The following is an 18,515-nucleotide window of genomic DNA, read 5'->3' as shown; positions in this document are numbered from 1 at the left end:
GTCAACCCAAAACAGAGCCCCGCCAGTGCGGGGCTCTTTATTTGGCGCCAGCGCCTCTGGCCGTAACCGATGGGGTAGAGCCAGCCAGAGGCGTTATGCCGGCTCGCAGATGTGGGGCAATGGGCTGACCCAGGGACGGCGCCAGGCGGGGGCCTCATACTGTTCCGGCCAATATTCGGTCTGCTGCACAATGCGATCGCCCTCGACCCGATGAAAGGTGATGGCCCGGGCATGCACGACCCCATCGGTGATCTGCACTTCGCTCACCACCTCGTCTCCTTGTGCCAGCAGGCGGACTATGGTGAAGCTCCACGGCCCGGCGGCCGGATAACGGCGATTGATCTCGACAAAGTTGCAGCGCCCGAGGATCCGCTCCCCCGATTGCGGCCAGTCACAGACAAACTCATCCCCCAGCCATCGCGCCGCCCTGGCAAAATCATTGCTCTGCATCGCCTGCCAGTAGGCTTCCACCACTGCCACCGGTTTCATCACTGCCACCTCCCTCTTCATGTTCAGGTTGCTCACACTCTCACCACCAGCCACTCCCCCTTGCCCACCGGCACCAGCGAGGTGACAAAACGGGGATCCTGCGCCACTTCAGCCATCCATTCCGCCAGCTCCTCCCGATGAGAGATGGCATTATCGACCACCAGCAAGCCGCGCGGGGGCAAGAGACGCTGCAACTGCGGCCACCACGCCCGGTATTGCCGGCGATCGGAATCAAGAAAGATGAGCGGGAAGCCCGCCGATGGCAGGGTGGGCAACAGCGCTCCCGCCTCCCCGGCCAGCTGGGTGATCCGCCCGGCAAGACCGGCTTGCTCGAAATTGGCCTGCGCCAGCGCCCGCTTGGCTTCATCCCGTTCGATGGTCGTGACATGACCATCGAGCCGGGCCACCGCCTCGGCCAACCAGAGGGTGGAGTAGCCGTTGGAGGTGCCGATCTCCAGCACCGCCTGCGCCCCGCGGGTCTGCACCAGTACCGCCAGCAACTCGCCGGTATCGCGGGTAATGTTGAGCATCTTGTCGGCGCGATCCGTCTGCGCCAGGTCGTGCTGCTCGCCAAACTGCTCCAGCGCCTGCTTCAGAAGCTCAAGGGGGGTATTGGCCCTCGCCGCCTGCTGTGGCAAACCGCTCTCGCATCCGGTCATCGCCCTCTCCTTTCATGACTATCAATAGCCACTATCCTTACGGCTGGCATTTTTGGAGTCAAATGGCGGCGACCAAAACCTTGCGCCGGTTAAAAAAACCGATAAAAAACTCTGGCCAATTGAGGCAGAATTTGCTGCGCCTATCTGTTACACTTCGCGCCCGCCATTTTCAGGCTGCACTGATGCTGTATCAGGGGCGGCCACCAGTGGCAATCCGCGACCGTTCGCCCATGCCGGCTTGTCAAGCCGAACACAATCCAGCTGGATCACAGGAAACCGATATGAGATTTGAAGCATTCGATTTTGCCCCCGAGATTTTGCGCGCCGTCTCGGAGTGCGGTTATCAGGAGATGACCCCTGTGCAGCAGCAGGCGATCCCGGCCATTCGCCGTGGCCGCGACGTGCTGGCCAGCGCCCAGACCGGTACCGGCAAAACCGCCGCATTCGCCCTGCCCATCCTGCAGCGTCTGGTCGATACCCCTGCCGCAGCCGCGCCCTCCAGCACCCGGGTGCTGATCCTCACCCCTACCCGCGAGTTGGCGGCCCAGATTGCCGACAACATCAAGGCGTTTGCCCGCTATCTGGATCTTGGCGTCATCACTCTGGTGGGTGGCGGCAAGCAGGATGTGCAGGCCAAGAAGCTCAAAGCGGGCGCTCACATCATCGTGGCCACTCCGGGCCGTCTGGTCGAACACCTCACCGCCTGCAACCTCAGCCTCTCCACCGTGGAATGTCTGGTGCTGGATGAAGCGGATCGCATGCTCGACATGGGCTTTAGCGCCGATGTGCAGCAGATCCTGCAAGCAGCCAACAAGGGCCGCCAGAACCTGCTCTTCTCCGCCACCTTCTCCGAAGGAGTGAAGAAGCTCGCCAACGTGATGCTCGACAAGCCGCAAGTGGTGAGCGTCAACAAACAGAACACCACCGCTGACACAGTGAGCCAGGTGGTCTATCCGGTCGAGCAGAAGCGCAAGCGCGAGCTGCTCTCCGAGCTCATCGGCAAGCAGAACTGGCAACAGGTGCTGGTCTTTGCCAGTACCCGCGAGAGCTGCGACGAGCTGGTCGAGGAGCTCAACCTCGACGGTATCAAATCGGCCGTGGTGCATGGTGACAAGGCTCAGGGCAGCCGCCGCCGCGCCCTGCGCGACTTTATGGAGGGCAAGGTTCGGGTGCTGGTCGCCACCGAAGTGGCCGCCCGCGGTCTGGATATCCCGGATCTGGAGTACGTGGTCAACTATGACCTCCCCTTCCTCGCCGAGGATTATGTCCACCGCATCGGCCGTACCGGTCGTGCCGGCAAGCGCGGTCAGGCCATCTCCTTCGTCAGCCGTGAGGAGGAGCGCACCCTGCTCGAGATCGAGAAGCTGATCGGCCAGAAACTGCGCCGCATCATGGTGCCGGGCTACGAGGTGAGCAGCCGCGAGATGCTGATCAAGCAGCTCGAAGAGCGCCGCCGCTTTGGCGGTCGTGCCCGTCGCGATGACAATGCTGCCGCCCAGTCGATGGCCGAAGCCAAGCTGCAGGGGCAACGCCTCAAGCGTCTGGCTGCCGCCAAGAAGCCGCGCCAGCCCAAGTAAGCAGCCACTCGCTGTACCGATAAGATGAAGGCGCCACCGGCGCCTTTCTCTTGCCCTGTGATGACGACTCGCCCCACCGGAGGAGGCACCATGACCCCATCAACCTACAATCAGGCCCTGCTCGAGATGGCCACCCAGAGTCTGGCCGAGCTGGCCCGCACCGGCGAACAAAAGACTGGCAAGCGCACCCCGGCGCAGGAGAGCCACTTCCTCTGCACCTGGATGGCAGACTCCCTCAAGGAGAAGCGCTTCTCGCGGCTGGTGATGGAGGATCTCAAGGGATGGGTACAGCTGGGCCGCACCCTGGGGGCTGGCGCCGATCTCAAGGGGCTGCTGGAGCGCATCGTCAGCCAGTACCAGAGCGCCATGGCAAATCCGCTGCAACTGGGGAGCAAGCTGGCCAACATGCTGGCTGAGCTGGAACAGGCAGGCTGGCTGGTACTGACCGAGAGCGAAGTGAACGCCAAGCTGCGCCTGCAATCGGGCGGTCAGGCCAGTCTGGTGGTAAGCCACAGCGAATATGCAGGGCATATCGAGGGCGGCGAGCTTATCAAACCCCTCACCCTCTATGTGCGTGGCGATGAGCAGTTGCTGGCCAGTGCGGCCGGCAAACAGGGACTGTTGCTGAGTCAGGGCAACAAGAAAACCACCCTCATCAAGCACCACAAGGCCTATCGGCTGATGCCGGGCAACGAACAGCCAGCCCTTGCGCTGCTGAGCGAAGCTCGCCAGAGCGCCTGATCCCGCCTGTTTGTGCCCCAAAAAAACGGCAGACCCTGCTTGGATGCAAGGTCTGCCGTTTTTTATTGTTCAGTTTAACCTGATGATATTCGATTACTGTTTAACTCACCTTGATGCCAATCTGTCCCGGGGCACACCACTCGAACATCACCTCCTCGCTCTTGCCGCAACAGCTGCCGCCACAGACCCGGCTCTCACGCTTGATGACCCGCCCCTTGCGCATCCAGACGCCGAGCATCGCCTCCACCGCATCTTCCGAGGTGTGGAAGTGGCGAGCCAGCTCGCGCCGGCTCACCTTCTGCTGCGCGGCGAGGTAATCCCCCAGCTCGCGCAGGATCATAATGTCACCACCTTGCGGGCGACGATGTCACCGTGACGGCGACCGGCCCACCAGAGCAGCAGCAGGGAGAGGCCGTAGCTCGCTACCCAGAACAGGCTCTGCTCGGGGTGAGCGGCGAAGGTGGCCAGCTGATAGAAGACGGTGGCGCACATAAAGGCCATGTAGTTGCACCAGGCGGCGGTAAAGAGCGCCCACTGGCGGCCGGTCTCGCGCACCAGAGCACCCATGGCGGCGGCGCAGGGCATGTAGAGCAGCACGAACAGGAGGTAAGCAAACGCACCGGCCGCACCGTCGAAGTGGGTCTGCATGTTGCCGTAGGTGGAGACATCCACCTCCTGCTCCTCGGCAGCAGCCTTCTGATCGTCGAGATTGCCAACCGCAAGGCCCATCGGGTCGGTCGGGTTGATCTCGGCCAGATTGGCCGCTACGGCATCCACCGCTTCGTGGAAGCTGGCGACAAGGGAGAACTCGCCCTTCTCTTCCTCTGCGCCACCACCGGCGTAGAGGCTGTTGAGGGTACCGACTACCGCCTCTTTGGCGAAGATGCCGGTGACGATGCCGACCGTGGCCTGCCAGTTGTCATCACGCACGCCGATGGGGTGCAGCACAGGGGTCACCGCCTGACTGATTTTGCTCAGTACCGAGCTCTCCTGCTCCTGATGGCCGAAGCTGCCATCGGTACCCAGCGAATTGAGCACGCTCAGCACGGCGACCACCAGCACGATGGTTTTACCGGCGCCAAAGACAAAGGATTTGAGCTTCTGCCAGGTCTTGATGCCAACGTTGACCGGACGCGGCCACTCGTAGTCCGGCATCTCCATCACCATGGAGTCGCTCTTGCCCGGCAGCAGGGTGCTGCGCAGCAGCAGGCCGGTCAGCACCGCCACCAGAATGCCGATGAGGTAGAGACCGAACACCAGGTTCTGGCCTGACTCGGGGAAGAAGGCCACCGCAAACAGGGCGTAGACCGGCAGGCGGGCACCGCAGGACATGAAGGGGGCCATGGCCGAGGTCATCAGCCGCTCGCGCTCGGAGTTGAGGGTGCGGGTCGCCATCACCGAGGGCACGGTACAGCCAAAGCCCATCAACATGGGGACGAACGCCTTGCCCGGCAGACCGAGACGACGCATCAGGGCATCCACCACAAAGGCGGCGCGGGCCAGGTAGCCGGAGCTCTCCAGTACCGCGAGGAACAGATAGAGGCAGCCAATCACCGGGATAAAGGTGGCAACGGTCTGCAAACCGACCCCGAAGCCATCGGCCAGAATGGCGCCCAGCCAGTCGGGCGCGTTGAACAGCCCCAGCAGGTGGTGCACGCCTTCGACAAACAGGGCGTTGCCCATGATGTCGAAGAAGTCGATAAAGGCGCTGCCCACCTTGATGGCGAACATGAACATCAGGTACATGACGAACAGGAAGAAGGGGATGCCGATCCAGCGGTTGAGCAACACCCGGTCGAGCTTCTCGCTCTGGGCCACGGTGAGTTTGCCCTTCTGCTGGCACGCCTGACTGGCCCACAGATGGATGTGGCCATAGCGGATGTCGGCCAGTTGCAGATCGATATCCTGCCCCTGATGGGCGCGGGTCACCACATTGGTCGCGGCAGCCTGCTGACCGGGCAGCAGGGTCTCCTGCATGGCGGCATCCTCCTCCAGCAGACGCAGGGCGCGGCCACGGGTAGTGAGGTGGTGCGGGGCGAGCAGGGTCTCCAGCTCCGCCAGATCTTTCTCAAGATCAGTGCCGTAATCGAGCATCAGTGCCTGCTGGGACTTGCCGATAAAGCCGTGGATCTGGCTCTTGAAGGCTGCAACCTGCTGGCGATTGTGGGCCGAGAGGGCCACCACCGGGCAACCAAGCGCCTGACTGAGCAACCCTTCATTGATGGTGACGCGGCGTTTTTTCAGGATATCCATCTTGTTGAGCACGACGATCATCGGCAGCCCCAGCTCGCGCAGTTGCAGCGTGAGGTAGAGGGAGCGCTCCAGATTGGCGGCGTCGATGACGTTGAGCAACAGGTCGGGCTGATGGCCCTGCACATAGCGGCTGGCGATCTGCTCATCAAGGCTCGCCTCCTGATTGGCGAGGCTATAGATGCCCGGCAAATCCATCAGCTTGTAATCGTGACCATCGGCGGAAAATTCGCCCATCTTCTTGTCGACGGTGACCCCGCTCCAGTTGCCGACCTGCTGGCGGGCGCCGGTCAGGGCATTGAACAGGGAGGTCTTGCCGCTATTGGGGTTACCTACCGTTACCAGGGAATAATTCATACCAGCGCTACCTCTATTTTCTTCTGAACCGGGCTCTTGCGGGTGGACAAGCAACTCATACCGGTTCGACCTCAATTTGCTGGGCCAGACTCTTTTGCATGGAGAGACAGATCCCCTGACACTGGATCTGGAGCGGGTCCCCCAGCGGGGCGGACCGCAGATAGATGACTTCAGTCTGTGGCAACAAGCCCATCACCATCAGCTTGCGACGCAACGGCCGGGACAACTGATTCATATTCTTGATGCGAGCACTCTGTCCAGGTGACAACTGCGTGAGTACCATGACTGACTCCTGAAGTTAAACAATAATAATTCGCTTTTACTTGGGGCATTATAATCTGTGTCTTCAACTTTTATTTGAGTAAAATCAAACTCCGCTTAGCTAACCCGTAAAGTAACCTCATGAGTCACGACAGCAACAGCCGCCTTGTTTACAGCACAGATGGCGGTCAAATCAAGGAGCAGAACGCTCCGCAATCCTCCTCCCCCTTCCCCACCGACGGCGTGGTGCGCATGCGCCGCGAGACCAAGGGGCGCAAGGGCGCCGGGGTCATCACCATTCACGGCGTACCCGCCGAACAGCAAAAGGCGATCGCCACCTTGCTCAAGAAAAAGTGCGGCACCGGTGGCGGGCTCAAGGAGGGTGTTATCGAGATCCAGGGGGACAAACGGGAGCTGATCAAGGCCGAGCTGGAGAAGGCCGGCTTCAGCGTCAAGCTGGTGGGGGGTTGATCCTCTTGTCTCCCATGCGGTTTTTCCCTAGAATGCCCGCTCCCATCGAGGGGGAGTAGTCTCGCATACCGGATCCATCTATTGCATGAATACGGTCTGCGACCCTGATCAACATACTTGGTGCCAACTCACCATGGTCAGGGTGATCCAGTTTATCCATGGATTTGACAAGACCTTTGACGGGCCAGCGCCAATACCGGGGACGGATGGCGTCGGCTTGTCTTTGGTTTATAACAATTCCGTCCCCCGGTCATATCTATGGAAGCCTTGTTAACTTCAACCCTCAGCGTTGCGATTGCCGAGATCGGCGATAAAACCCAGCTGCTGGCATTGTTGCTCATCTGCCGTTTTCGCAAACCCTGGCCCATCATCGCCGGCATGCTGGCCGCGACCCTGCTCAACCATGCGGGCGCCGCCTGGATTGGCGAGTTTATCAGTCGCTGGCTCGACCCCAAGGTGATGACCTATCTGGTCGCGGCCGCCTTTATCGCCATGGCGATCTGGATCCTGGTGCCGGACAAGATGGATGACGAGGAGAGCTCCCTCGACAAGTACGGCCCCTTCATGGCCACCTTCGTGCTCTTCTTTATTGCCGAGATTGGCGACAAGACCCAGATTGCCACCGTGCTGCTGGCCGCCAAATATGACTCCCTCATTCAGGTGGTAACCGGTACCACCCTCGGCATGATGCTGGCCAACGTCCCTGTGGTGCTGATCGGCAAGCTGGGGGCGGACAAGCTGCCGCTCAAGGCGATCCGCATCGCCTGCGCCCTGCTGTTTGTCGGGCTCGGGGTCAGCACCCTTATCTTCGTCTAGCTGCACTCTGGCCACCGGTTCTACACAAGCCCTCTTCGGAGGGCTTTTTGCATTCTGGCTCCCGCCTCCATCAATCCGGCAACCGCCGTTGTCGCAGCCGCAAGCTGCCACTGCACGGGAGTGGGGCGGCCATGTCATAATGGGGCAAACCTCATGGAGCACCCCATGCACAACGTATCAAGAGAGACGCTACTCGAATGGGTGAAACAGGGACGACTGGCGCCAGAGAAGCTGGCCGCCGCCCTCACCCTCGCCGACCAGCCCCCTGCCCACGCCCGCTGGCAGTGGCTGTTCGATCTCCTGCTGCTCTGGCTCGGTGCCCTCTGCATCGGGGCCGGCCTTATCTTCTTCGTCGCCTTCAACTGGCAGGCGCTGGGACGACTGCCCCGCCTCGCCCTGCTGGAGGCGCCGCTGCTCGCCATGCTGCTTCTGCTGTGGCGCAAGCCCCTTGGCGATACGCCGCGTCAGGCGCTGCTCTTTGCCGTGGCCCTCAATATCGGCGCCCTGCTGGCGCTGGTCGGCCAGACCTACCAGACCGGCGCCGATCCCTGGCAGCTGTTCGCCACCTGGGCGCTGATGCTGGTGCCGCTGGCCGCCCTTGGCCAGAGTCCCCTGCTCTGGACTCTGGGCTGGCTGCTCGGTCAGCTGGCGCTGGTGCTCTACTGGCGGCTCGGTCTCTTCAGCTTCTTCTTCGCCTTTGACGAGGAGGGGCTCGGCTGGTGCCTCACCCTGCTCAACGCCGCCCTCTGGGGCTTGCTGCTGCTCGCCCCCGCCCGCTGGCGCCTGATGCCGGGCTGGCTGGCGGGTCTTGCCGCCGGGCTTGGCGCCACCCTACTCGCCCTGCTGGCACTCTTCGATGCCGCCTCCCCGCTGGTGTGGCCGCTCTGGCTGGGCTGGCTCGCTGCCGCCTACACCCTCTGGCATCACAGATTTATCGCCGGGCTCGCCATGGGGTGTCTCAGCCTGATTGCCGTTATCCTCGCCGCCCTTGGCAAGTGGATGAAGCCGGATGTGGACGGTTTCCTGCTGCTCAGCCTCATCGCCATCGGCCTCTCGGTCGCCGCCAGCCGCTGGCTGCAACAACAACGGAGGTCCCATGAGTGATCTGACGCTCTGGCAAACCCTGCAACAGGCCGATCTGGTGGAAGGGGAGATGCCCCGCAACAACCAGCCGCACTGGTCGAGCCGTTTTCTGCTCGGGCTGGTGGGGTGGATCGCCGCCCTGTTCCTGCTCTTCTTTCTCTTTATGACCTTCGAGCAGCTGACCCGCGAGGCCAATAGCGCCCTGCTGCTGGGCGCCGTGCTGCTCGGGGTGGCTTACGCCATCAACCGCAGCCAGAACGGCGATCTCTGGGATCAGTTCGTGCTGGCGCTCGCGCTGGCAGCCGATGCCTGGCTGCTCTACGGCCTGCTGGATCAGGCCGACAGCCACCAGAGCCTGCTCTGGTTCGGCCTCTGCCTGCTGTCGCTCGCCATCGCGGTGCTGTTCGATCACTGGCTGGTGCGGCTGTTTCACAGCGTGGCGGCGGCTCTGTTGCTGACCCTCGCCCTTGCCTGCCTCGGGTTGCAACTGCTGGCCCTGCCGCTGGTGATGGCCGCCATCACCTTCTGCTGGCTGCGCGCCGATCACGACCCCACCCGTCACCAGCTCTACCACGCCATCACCCTGGGGCTCGCCCTCTCCCTGCTGGTGCTGGGCCGTCTGCACCAACCGCTGTGGGAAGGTGGCAGCAGCGTGCTCGACGAGCTGGGGCTGTCGCGCCTGCCGCTCTGGCTCAACCCGCGGCTCTGCGCCGCCCTGCTGCTGGCGGTGATGGTGAAACTGAAGCTGCCGCTCTGGTACGGTCTGCCGCTGGTGCTGCTCAGCGCCGTCATTCCGGGGATGGGGGCTGGCGCACTGGTGCTGATCCTCGGCTTCTATGCCGGCAGCCTTGGCCTGATGACCCTCGCCGCCCTGCTGCTGGTGGGTTATGGCGCTCTCTATTACTACGATCTGGGGCTCACCCTGATGACCAAATCCTGGCTGCTGCTGGGCTCGGGCGCCCTGTTGCTGGCCGCCCGTCAGCTGCTTAAAACCTGCTCGGCAAGGAGCGACTCATGAGACCCGCGACCCGACAACTCGGCCTGTTGCTCACTGGCCTTGCCATTCTGGCGGGCATCAACCTCACCGTCTGGCGTTTTGAGCGCGCCATGAGCAGTGGCGAAGTGGTGCTGCTGCGGCTCGCCCCGGTCGATCCCCGCTCCCTGATGCAAGGGGATTACATGCGCCTCAACTACGAGATCGCCCGCGAGCTGGCCAGCAGCGATGGCCGCGACAAGCAGAGCGACACCCTGGTGATCCGCCTCGATGCCCATCAGGTGGCGAGCCGGGTTGCCGATGGCAAGCCGGATCAGCTGGCCAGCGATGAGCGGCTACTGCAGGTGCACCGCAGCGATCGCCAGTGGCTGATTGGCCCCGACGCCTTCTTCTTTGAAGAGGGGGATGGCGAGGCCTTGAGCCGTGCCCGTTACGGCGAGTTTCGCCTGCAGCCTGATGGCAAGACGTTGCTGGTGGGGCTGCGCGATGAGGCTTATCAACCAATTGGGAGAAGCCGGTCACGTTGGTAACTGGGCAAAGTGGCTATTTGAGCGGTTCATGGTCACACTCAAAGCACGGTTGACTGCTGAGGATGTTCCCCATGAGGATTTGGCTCACCTGCTTGCTGCTATTGCTCCCCTGGGCCTCGATGGCCCGGGCCGATCTGGGCAAACTCGAATACTTCACCGAAGAGTACCCCCCCTACAACTTCAGCGATGAGCAGGGCCAGCCCACCGGCCTTGCGGTTGAACTGCTGCAGATGGTGTGGAAAAACAGCGGCGTTGCCCCCCAGCCGATCCGCATCCTGCCGTGGGCCCGCGGCTACTACCTGCTGACCCAGAAACCCAACGTGGTGCTCTTCTCCACCGCCCGCACCCAGGCGCGGGAAGATCTCTTCAAGTGGGTCTGCCCCATCGGCTACTCGGAGTACATCCTGCTCGGGCGCAAGGCGCAAAACATCACCCTCACCTCCGTCGACGAGATGAGCAAGTACCGGATAAGCGCGGTACGCTCCGATGCCGCCGAGCAGTTGCTGCTCAACAACGGCATGGATGACAACAACATCATCCCCGCCAACCGCCTCAATCAGGCGGTCAAGATGCTCACCTCCGGCCGCGCCGACCTGCTCGCCACCAGCAAGCTGGCCGGTTATGACGCCCTGCGCGAGATGAAGCTCAACAGCGACGACTTCAACGTCGCCATGGTGCTGAGCGCCGAGCAGCTCTGCTACGCCTTCAGCCGTCAGGTGGATGACAAGGAGATCAAGCTGTTCCAGAGCGGCCTGACCCGCGCCCTCGCCTCGCAGGAGTTTTTGAAGCTGCAGGCCAAATACCTGCCCATTCGCTGACGAGCAGCGGAGACCCGAAACAGACGAGGGATGCCAACGGCATCCCTCACTATTATTGAAGAACCTGACCGATCAACCTTGGCGAAACCGGTCGGCTTGGTCACAATTGAGCATATATATTCCCTTGAGCAGGATGGAAAAAATGAAACCATGGATTGGATTGGCCGCACTGCTTGTGAGTTCCTTCGCCCACGCCAGCCCCGAGCTGGCCAAGCTTCACTACCTGACCGAAGATTACAAACCCTATAACTACGCCGACGAAGCGGGCAATCCGACCGGCTTTGCGGTCGAGCTGCTCAAGCTGGTGTGGCAGAAGACCAACACCCCGGAGCAGCCCGTCACCATCATGCCCTGGGCCCGTGGCTACTACCTGCTGACCCAAAAACCCAACGCAGTGCTCTTCTCCACCGCCCGCACCCAGGCGCGCGACCCACTGTTCAAGTGGGCCTGCCCCATCGGTTACGCCGAAATCGTGCTGGTCGGATTGGCCGAGCACAAACTCAACATCACCAAGCTCGACGATGCCAAGGCGTTCAATATCGGGGCGGTGCGGGCCGATGTGGGCGAGCAGCTGCTGCTCAACAACGGCTTTGACGAGACCAAGATCATCGCCGCCAACCGCCTCTCCCAAGCGCTCAAAATGCTCACCTCCGGCCGGGTAGACATGGTCTCCACCAACAAGACCACCATGGAGCAGCAAATTCAGGAGCAAAAACTCGACCCCGCCAAGTTCAAGGAGCAGTGGCAGCTGAGCTCGGAGCAGTTCTGCTACGCCTTCAGCCATCCGGTGAGTGACGATCTGGTCAAGGAGTTTCAGAACGGCTTGACCCAGGTGCTGGCGGGCAGCGAATACCCGCTGCTGCACAACAAATACTTCCCCGCCCCTGCCGCCAAATAGCGGCGCCGCGCCAAACAGCAACAACAAGGGGCCCACCGCGGGCCCCTTCTCTTTTTGCCGTTGACTCTCCCCTAGCCGCGCACCAGCGCCGCAGCGGCCACCTTGTGACGGGCAATCAGCCCCTCGATATCCAGCCCCTCGATGGCGCCATCCACCACCCGCCACTTGCCGCCCACCATCACCCGATCGGCCCGCTCGGCGCCGCACAAGATCAGCGCCGCGATAGGGTCGTGACTGCCGCTAAAGCGCAGATCGTCGAGCTTGAACAGCGCCAGATCCGCCTGCTTGCCGGGCAGCAGCTCACCGAGATCGCCGCGCCCGAGCAGCCGGGCCGAGCCAACGGTCGCCCACTCCAGCACCTTGCGCGGGGTAATGCGCTCGGCGCCATAGCGCAGCCGCTGCAAATAGAGCGCCTGACGGGCCTCCTGCATCAGGTTCGAGGCATCGTTGGAGGCCGAGCCATCCACCCCGAGCCCCACCGGCGCACCGGCTGCCTCCAGATCCAGGGTCGGGCAGATGCCGGAGGCGAGCCGCATATTGGAGACCGGACAGTGGCACACCCCGGTGCCCGCCGCCCCCAGCCGCGCAATCTCGTCCGGATTGAAGTGAATGCCGTGAGCCAGCCAGGTGCGATCGCCAAGCCAGCCCACCTTCTCCAGATAATCGACGGTGCGCAGGCCAAAGCGTGCAAGGCAGAACGCCTCCTCATCCAGCGTCTCCGCCAGATGGGTGTGCAGCCGCACATCGAGCTCGGCTGCGAGTCTGGCGCTCTCCACCATGATCTCCTCGGTCACCGAGAAGGGGGAGCAAGGAGCCAGTGCAATCTGGATCTGCGCCCCGGCGCCGCGCTCGTGATACTGGCGCACCAGCCGCAGGCTGTCATCGAGGATCTGCTGCCCCTGCACCGTGTGGCGCGGCGGCAAGCCCCCCTCATCTTCGCCAAGGCTCATGGAGCCGCGGGTCAGCATGGCGCGCATCCCCAGCTCACGCACCGCCGCCACCTGAATATCGATGGACTCCTCCATCCCGCGCGGGAAGAGGTAGTGGTGATCGGCCGCCGTGGTGCAACCCGAGAGCAGCAGCTCCGCCATCGCCACCTTGCTCGCCAGCGCCAGCGCGTCCGGTGTCAATCTGGCCCAGACCGGATAGAGAGTCTTGAGCCAGGGGAAGAGCGGCTGATTAACCACCGGCCCCCAGGCGCGGGTCAGGGTCTGGTAGAAGTGGTGGTGGGTATTGATAAGGCCCGGCAGCACCACATGGTCGCGGGCATCGAACAGCTGCTCACACGGCCGGGCAGGCTGCTGGCCTGCTGCCAGCACCTCGCTGATCAGACCGTTTTCAATCACCAGCCCGCCGCGGCCATCGACCGTTTCGGGGGTAAAGGTGGCAAGGGGGTTTTTAATCCAGATACGGGTAGCGGACATGGCCGACTCCTCCATCAGTGACACATAGGGGTGAGCCAGCTCAGTTATACCCTGTCTGCTGATCCAGAGGCGGCGGTCAGCGACCGCGGCCAACCCAGTCTAGGCATACGGCGCAAAAAGTCTGTGATCGCCGTTTTGAATCAAGGTGATAGCGACGAATTGCCCAAGGCGACCAACCGCACAAGGTTTGCCCCGCAATTAATCAATCAGTAATTAACAAAAGCTTGTGCCAGCGCAAAAAAACCTCTGGTTTCTGATAGTTGCGTGATGGCCGCCATAGTTAAGCGCTCAATGAATCCGTAAGATATTTGGCGGCGCCTGTTGGCCCCTTTTCCCAAACCAAGGTCAACGGCGCAATGTGGCAGCGACAGTCAGGGGCGGTAGCGTCTTTCACGGAGACCAGCCGGTCTCCCGCCTCTGCGCCAAGGTAACCGTTCCCTCTCCCCTTGCGGGAGAGGGCCAGGGTGAGGGGTCACCAACCCCGTTGGCATGACTTCGCCAGCAGGGTCGGTAGGGTCGATTAGCGCAGCGTAATCGTCCGCGGTAACTCTCTCCTTGCGGGAGAAGCGTAGGGTGCACCAAGCGCAGCGCATTGCACCAAGGTAACCGTTCCCTCTCCCCCTGCGGGAGAGGGCCAGGGTGAGGGGTCGCCAACCCCGTTGGCATGACTTCGCCATGCAGGACGCGAGGGCGTTGCCCTCGACGGGGTTTCGCCGCCGCTGCGCGGCTTGGCGAGTGACTTTTCTTTGCGTGGCCAAAGAAAAGTCACCAAAAGAAAGGCCACCCCCCACTTGTTCGCCCTCCTGCGTCGGGTTCCCTCGGTTCAGGCAAAAGGTCTGGCGGAACGACGCAGACGGTACATCCCTGTACCGCCTGCGTCTGCGCCGTCGTCCATGACGGCGCTCCTGACCTTGTGCCCTCACCTCGGCGAACAACAAGGGGCAACAGCCAACCCGCAGCCCCGAGGCCGGTTAACAGACGTAGGTAACCATCCCCTCTCCCCTTGCGGGAGAGGGCTAGGGTGAGGGGTCGCCAACCCCGTTGGCATGACTTCGCCAGCAGGGTCGGTAGGGTCGATTAGCGAAGCGTAATCGTCCGTGTTAACCGCTCCCCTTGCAGGTGAAGCCCATGACGCAATCCGCCAAGCCTGTTGCCGCAAGCAAACCCGCGTCGAATAGAGGTGCAATTCACTTCGTTCATTGCACCCTACGGTATGGGACAAACGGGATCACCCCGGCGAACAACAAGGGGCAACAGCCAACCCGCAACGCCGAGGCCGATTAACAGGCGTAGGGTGCAACAAGCGCAGCACATTGCACCGTGCTAACACTCCCCAGCCTATTCGGGGCAAAGATCGGGCGGGTTGTTAGCTCACAGCAAACCCCTCGCCCACCCCATGGCGAGATCAGATTGTCGCACCTATGCAACAAGCGCCATCGACATAGTTGCATAGGTGAAAAAATCATGGCGGGTATAACGGCAAGCGGTGCCCATCCCTATCGGGAAACGGTTTTATATTGAAGGCCCGATAGTCAGCATTTAGCAGTAATAAAACCTTATTTTCGAATAGCTGATTGCGCTTTTATCATCGGACCTACAGGCTGTTGTTTAAATATAAAACTATTTACACATTAACTTGAGATTTAAGATGAGAATTAAAAATTCAATTTCCAGCTTGTTTTTGAAGCTAAAGACATATGAATTAGAGAAAAAGAAAATTGATTTACCTGAGATTCTATCCACTGCAAAATGGAAAGAAAGCACGTTTTTAACATACTGGAAAAAAGGGCAATTAGCATTTTTCCTTAGCGCTCAAAATGACTCTGGCCCATTTGATGTGTCAAACACAACCAATATCAATGAGGTTGAATTTGCGAAGAAATTATCTCAATCTAAACACATACAAGAGCTAGGACATAACTGCACCTCTAAGCTCGCCAAGTCATTACTTAAACGTTCAAAGGAAAACATGATTCTCGCCTTAGAGATATATAATAGACCTTCTTTAGAAAACAGAATAGATTGCTTCGTCCTTTGTTTCTGTACTGCTTGGGAGCAAATATTAAAAGCTAAAATAATAGAAAGTCATGGTGAAGAGGAAATATATGACAAAAAAGCAAGAGTCAAATATGGTAAGACTATCTCATTGCGACAATGTTTAAAAGTTGTATTTAAAGAGCCCGATTCAGTAAAGGATAATATAGAGAAAATTGTCGATTATCGTGACTACGCAGCTCATCTATTAATGCCAGAAACTCAAGGTTTGCTTTCTCGGTTATTTCAGTCTGGTGTTATAAACTATTCTATGTTTTTTGAAGCATTTTCTGAATTACCTTTTCTAAATCCATCACAATCAGGATTGTTAACTATCACTGGTAATATCAGCAATGTGAATCTAATGCAGTTAAATCAGACTTACGGAAACAGTATTGGCAATGATGTATTAAACCTAGTCAATGAATTAGAGCAGGAAATTGAAAACAAAAATGACTCTAGCTTTGCTATACCACTACCAATAAAACTGGTTTATGCCAAAGATGATGAACATGGGAATCCCGTTGTACTTTCATATGTTGAAGAGGGGATTGCTGGCTTAAAAAAAGCCATTGTAATAGAAAAACCTATTGATAGAGAAATAACGCATCCATATAAAGAGTCTGATGTAGTATCGAATGTCAACAGAATAATTAGTTCTCAAACCTGTTCATCATCATTAAGCACCTATTTCGTTGCGCAGGACAAATATGGAAAGCATATATTTACGAGCCATGATTTTAGATTGATAACAAGGAAAATGAAATGGAAAAACAGCAATAATGAATGGCACTATGAAAATAAAGACCCTCAATATCACAGATATTCCGAAAAAGTTATAAGTGATATTTGTAAAATGATAACAAAAAATGAAATAAACCTATCCAGCCTTAGATTAAGAAGCAACAATGCATGATTTATACAATCAGCAAGGTAACCGCCTATTCGGGGCAAAAATCTGGTGAGTTGTTATCCCTGCTCCCCCCTCACCCACCCTATAACGAAGCCAGATTGTCTCATCTATGAAGCAAATATCACCGACATGGTTGCATAGGTGGAAAAATCATGATGAGTACAAGTACAAACGGCAGATATCCCTATAGGAAAATGGTTGTATATAGAAAGCCCGACCGTGAGTATTTCACTGTAATAACACCTTATTTCTCGAACGTCCAATCACGCTTCGCTAATCTAACCTACGCCAGAACCATACATCTATTTTCAAAGAAGAATTTTTCGGAATTTATATGAGCAATAAACTAATTGAAAACCTGAAGTCATTTAACCGTAAAGAGCGGTTTTACTTGGTCGGACAAATGCTGGGAAATCCAGATTTTCGCATGGCTGAAAAGCAGCTTGATAAAATATCAGAACTAATCGGTATGAAAATCTCGGGAGAATACTTTGCCGCGATGGATTATCACCTTGACTGGATTTATGCCAGCTTATTCCTAACCCACAATAATGCCGATAAAGCTTTTGAACGAAACTTCATAGAAAAAGATGGCATTAAAATCGACTATCAAATATCAGGAACTCAAGAGGATGTCGACTTTCTTCTTGCCTTTGTTGATCACGAAAACACAACCCATATTGTAATGATTGAGGCTAAAGGCGATAGCTACTTTAGCAATGCTCAGTTAGACAGCAAAAACAAACGGTTCAAGGCTATTTTCGGCAACGAAAATACATGGCCAAATGTAAAACCTCATTTTTTAATTTGCAGCCCCCAAAAACCACAAAAGATCAACATTGAGGAACCTGCTTATTTTATTTTTAACAAAAGTCTGGAGCAGGCTTGGTTTCAGCTCTATATGAGCGATGACAAAAACAAAGTAACTCGATGCAATAAAGACAATAAAGCATGTAATACAGGTACACATTGGAAGATTGAAAACCGTCATTAGAAAAAACTACGTTAGCTCAAGTGGACTGGGCAATACCATACTTAACAATAAAATACATTCACCACAAAGTATAAATCAGTTCAGGAAGTATATGACAAGCAAACATATTTTGATAGCAAAAATACTATTTATCATTTCCGCATTATGTGGATTGGTTGTTTCCGCAGCTCTTGGATACATTTTCTCTGATAGCTTTAGCGTAAATGGCATTACCATATCATTGATTGGTGCAGCATTAGTTATCGCATTTCACTACTGCGCCTATCTTGGCTTGATTCAACAATCTTTTGGAATGGCAATCATTTTTTGGATTTATATAGTACTAAATCTGTTTAGCATTCCTATTGGGACGATATTTTCTATAACGTTGATATATTTTTGGAATCAACAAAGAAAACCACATTTATCCCCTATCTAAATAAAAACCGCAGCCTTGAGCTGCGGTTTTTATTTCTATTCCCCAAACACTTTTTCACTCAGGCTAAAAGACTACTTCCCCAACCCCTTGCACTGCTCTCCCCCTGCGGCGGGATAGGTGGTGAGCGTCTCATAGAGGGCGGCGCGCAGGCTGCCGGATTGGCAGAAGTCGCAGCTGCCGCCGGCGTCGATATCGGTGATGCGGGCGCCTTGCGGCCCGTCCTGTACCAGATAGGTGCTGACAAAACGGTAGGTGCCGCTGGGGGCGTCAAGCGGCGTGCCCGGCTCGCCAAAGGTGAAGCGCACCTTGACCTCGCTGCGATCCCGGCTGCCGGCGATGGCGCGCGACGAGAGGATCTCCGAGCCCAGCAGGTTATCCCAGGCGTTGGGCAGGAAGGGGTTGCCCTCGACAAAGGGGGGCTTCTCGTCGGGGGCCTCGCGGGTGGCTATTTCGCGCGCCTTTGAGGCGGCATTGAGCAGGCAGAGCAGCTCGGGGGAGACGATAGTGGGCAGCGTGCCGCCAAGATCGCTCTGATAGAGGCCACTCGGTTTGACTTGGCGCTCCCAGTCGAGAAACTGGGCTACCTTGGCCTTGGCGCGGGCACTGGCGGCCGGATCGAGTTTGCCGCTGGTGGTGGTGCCCGCATGGGCCGGGGCGATCAGGGCCGCCGCAGAGAGGGCCAGTGCCAGCACGGGCCAGCTGGATATCTTCATGGTGCCATCTTCCTTATGTTCGCTTGCATGGGCCGCGCCTTGAACAAAGCGCCGTGCCCTGAAAAAAAGAGCGCA

The 18,515-nt window shown here is 58.1% G+C and carries 19 protein-coding genes; 12 read left to right on the top strand and 7 right to left on the bottom strand.

Features of this window, described 5'->3' with window-relative positions; all coding sequences use genetic code 11:
- Positions 1-93: 93 nt before the first annotated feature.
- Both AAHA39_RS09410 and AAHA39_RS09405 read right to left on the bottom strand, forming a co-directional pair.
- On the bottom strand, positions 94-489 hold the full coding sequence (locus AAHA39_RS09410; RefSeq protein WP_320656907.1) for a nuclear transport factor 2 family protein: 396 nt from the start codon (positions 487-489) through the stop codon (positions 94-96).
- 32 nt (positions 490-521) lie between these two features.
- Complete coding sequence (locus tag AAHA39_RS09405) at positions 522-1,148, bottom strand: O-methyltransferase (RefSeq protein ID WP_320656908.1); 627 nt, start codon at positions 1,146-1,148, stop codon at positions 522-524.
- A 281-nt stretch (positions 1,149-1,429) separates the two neighbouring features.
- Here AAHA39_RS09405 and AAHA39_RS09400 point away from each other — a divergent pair, with 281 nt between their 5' ends.
- On the top strand, positions 1,430-2,725 hold the full coding sequence (locus tag AAHA39_RS09400) for a DEAD/DEAH box helicase (RefSeq protein WP_041208476.1): 1,296 nt from the start codon (positions 1,430-1,432) through the stop codon (positions 2,723-2,725).
- A gap of 90 nt (positions 2,726-2,815) precedes the next feature.
- Positions 2,816-3,466: a DUF2913 family protein gene (locus tag AAHA39_RS09395; RefSeq protein WP_320656909.1), complete on the top strand. Its 651-nt coding sequence runs from the start codon at positions 2,816-2,818 to the stop codon at positions 3,464-3,466.
- A 100-nt stretch (positions 3,467-3,566) separates the two neighbouring features.
- Here the strand turns inward: AAHA39_RS09395 and AAHA39_RS09390 are convergent, their stop codons facing one another.
- The 3 genes from AAHA39_RS09390 to AAHA39_RS09380 are packed head-to-tail and all read right to left on the bottom strand — an operon-like array spanning position 3,567 to position 6,356.
- The gene (locus AAHA39_RS09390; protein WP_041208478.1) at positions 3,567-3,806 is read right to left on the bottom strand and encodes a FeoC-like transcriptional regulator; all 240 of its coding nucleotides are present in this window, start codon (positions 3,804-3,806) and stop codon (positions 3,567-3,569) included.
- The gene (gene feoB, locus AAHA39_RS09385) at positions 3,803-6,073 is read right to left on the bottom strand and encodes a Fe(2+) transporter permease subunit FeoB (protein ID WP_320656910.1); all 2,271 of its coding nucleotides are present in this window, start codon (positions 6,071-6,073) and stop codon (positions 3,803-3,805) included. Before feoB ends, AAHA39_RS09390 begins: the two co-directional genes overlap by 4 nt.
- Before the next feature lie 55 nt (positions 6,074-6,128).
- Positions 6,129-6,356: a FeoA family protein gene (locus AAHA39_RS09380; RefSeq protein WP_033113699.1), complete on the bottom strand. Its 228-nt coding sequence runs from the start codon at positions 6,354-6,356 to the stop codon at positions 6,129-6,131.
- Positions 6,357-6,475: 119 nt separating this feature from the next.
- On the opposite strand from AAHA39_RS09380, the gene AAHA39_RS09375 reads away from it, so the two are divergent.
- The 7 genes from AAHA39_RS09375 to AAHA39_RS09345 all read left to right on the top strand — a co-directional run bounded on the left by AAHA39_RS09375 (position 6,476) and on the right by AAHA39_RS09345 (position 11,944).
- The gene (locus tag AAHA39_RS09375; RefSeq protein WP_041208481.1) at positions 6,476-6,805 is read left to right on the top strand and encodes a translation initiation factor; all 330 of its coding nucleotides are present in this window, start codon (positions 6,476-6,478) and stop codon (positions 6,803-6,805) included.
- Between the two features lie 258 nt (positions 6,806-7,063).
- Entirely contained in the window at positions 7,064-7,621 is a 558-nt protein-coding gene (locus AAHA39_RS09370) for a TMEM165/GDT1 family protein (RefSeq protein WP_033113701.1), read from the top strand.
- A 165-nt stretch (positions 7,622-7,786) separates the two neighbouring features.
- A complete protein-coding gene (locus AAHA39_RS09365; protein WP_320656911.1) occupies positions 7,787-8,725 on the top strand; it encodes a DUF2157 domain-containing protein in 939 nt (312 codons plus the stop codon).
- The gene (locus AAHA39_RS09360) at positions 8,718-9,722 is read left to right on the top strand and encodes a DUF4401 domain-containing protein (RefSeq protein ID WP_320656912.1); all 1,005 of its coding nucleotides are present in this window, start codon (positions 8,718-8,720) and stop codon (positions 9,720-9,722) included. The genes AAHA39_RS09365 and AAHA39_RS09360 overlap by 8 nt, the downstream gene beginning before the upstream one ends.
- Positions 9,719-10,228 (top strand): GDYXXLXY domain-containing protein, encoded by a 510-nt coding sequence (locus AAHA39_RS09355; protein WP_042033138.1) that lies wholly within the window; start codon positions 9,719-9,721, stop codon positions 10,226-10,228. The genes AAHA39_RS09360 and AAHA39_RS09355 overlap by 4 nt, the downstream gene beginning before the upstream one ends.
- A gap of 71 nt (positions 10,229-10,299) precedes the next feature.
- Positions 10,300-11,046: a substrate-binding periplasmic protein gene (locus AAHA39_RS09350; protein WP_033113705.1), complete on the top strand. Its 747-nt coding sequence runs from the start codon at positions 10,300-10,302 to the stop codon at positions 11,044-11,046.
- Between the two features lie 142 nt (positions 11,047-11,188).
- Positions 11,189-11,944, top strand: coding sequence for a substrate-binding periplasmic protein (locus AAHA39_RS09345; protein WP_041208487.1), 756 nt, complete (start codon positions 11,189-11,191; stop codon positions 11,942-11,944).
- 71 nt (positions 11,945-12,015) lie between these two features.
- Here AAHA39_RS09345 and AAHA39_RS09340 read toward each other — a convergent pair whose 3' ends face one another.
- Positions 12,016-13,368, bottom strand: coding sequence for an 8-oxoguanine deaminase (locus AAHA39_RS09340; protein WP_320656913.1), 1,353 nt, complete (start codon positions 13,366-13,368; stop codon positions 12,016-12,018).
- A 1,648-nt stretch (positions 13,369-15,016) separates the two neighbouring features.
- On the opposite strand from AAHA39_RS09340, the gene AAHA39_RS09335 reads away from it, so the two are divergent.
- From AAHA39_RS09335 to AAHA39_RS09325, 3 genes are all read left to right on the top strand, one after another.
- A complete protein-coding gene (locus AAHA39_RS09335) occupies positions 15,017-16,318 on the top strand; it encodes a DUF3644 domain-containing protein (RefSeq protein WP_320656914.1) in 1,302 nt (433 codons plus the stop codon).
- Between the two features lie 331 nt (positions 16,319-16,649).
- On the top strand, positions 16,650-17,309 hold the full coding sequence (locus AAHA39_RS09330; protein WP_320656915.1) for a hypothetical protein: 660 nt from the start codon (positions 16,650-16,652) through the stop codon (positions 17,307-17,309).
- A gap of 91 nt (positions 17,310-17,400) precedes the next feature.
- Positions 17,401-17,727 (top strand): hypothetical protein, encoded by a 327-nt coding sequence (locus AAHA39_RS09325; protein ID WP_320656916.1) that lies wholly within the window; start codon positions 17,401-17,403, stop codon positions 17,725-17,727.
- A gap of 71 nt (positions 17,728-17,798) precedes the next feature.
- Here the strand turns inward: AAHA39_RS09325 and AAHA39_RS09320 are convergent, their stop codons facing one another.
- Entirely contained in the window at positions 17,799-18,440 is a 642-nt protein-coding gene (locus tag AAHA39_RS09320; protein ID WP_320656917.1) for a hypothetical protein, read from the bottom strand.
- Positions 18,441-18,515 lie beyond the last annotated feature (75 nt).

The sequence above is a fragment of the Aeromonas sp. SE22 genome (assembly GCF_038739755.1).
Lineage (GTDB): Bacteria > Pseudomonadota > Gammaproteobacteria > Enterobacterales > Aeromonadaceae > Aeromonas > Aeromonas jandaei.
Note: the sequence above shows the minus strand (reverse complement) of the source record. Positions and strands in the feature narration are given on the sequence as shown.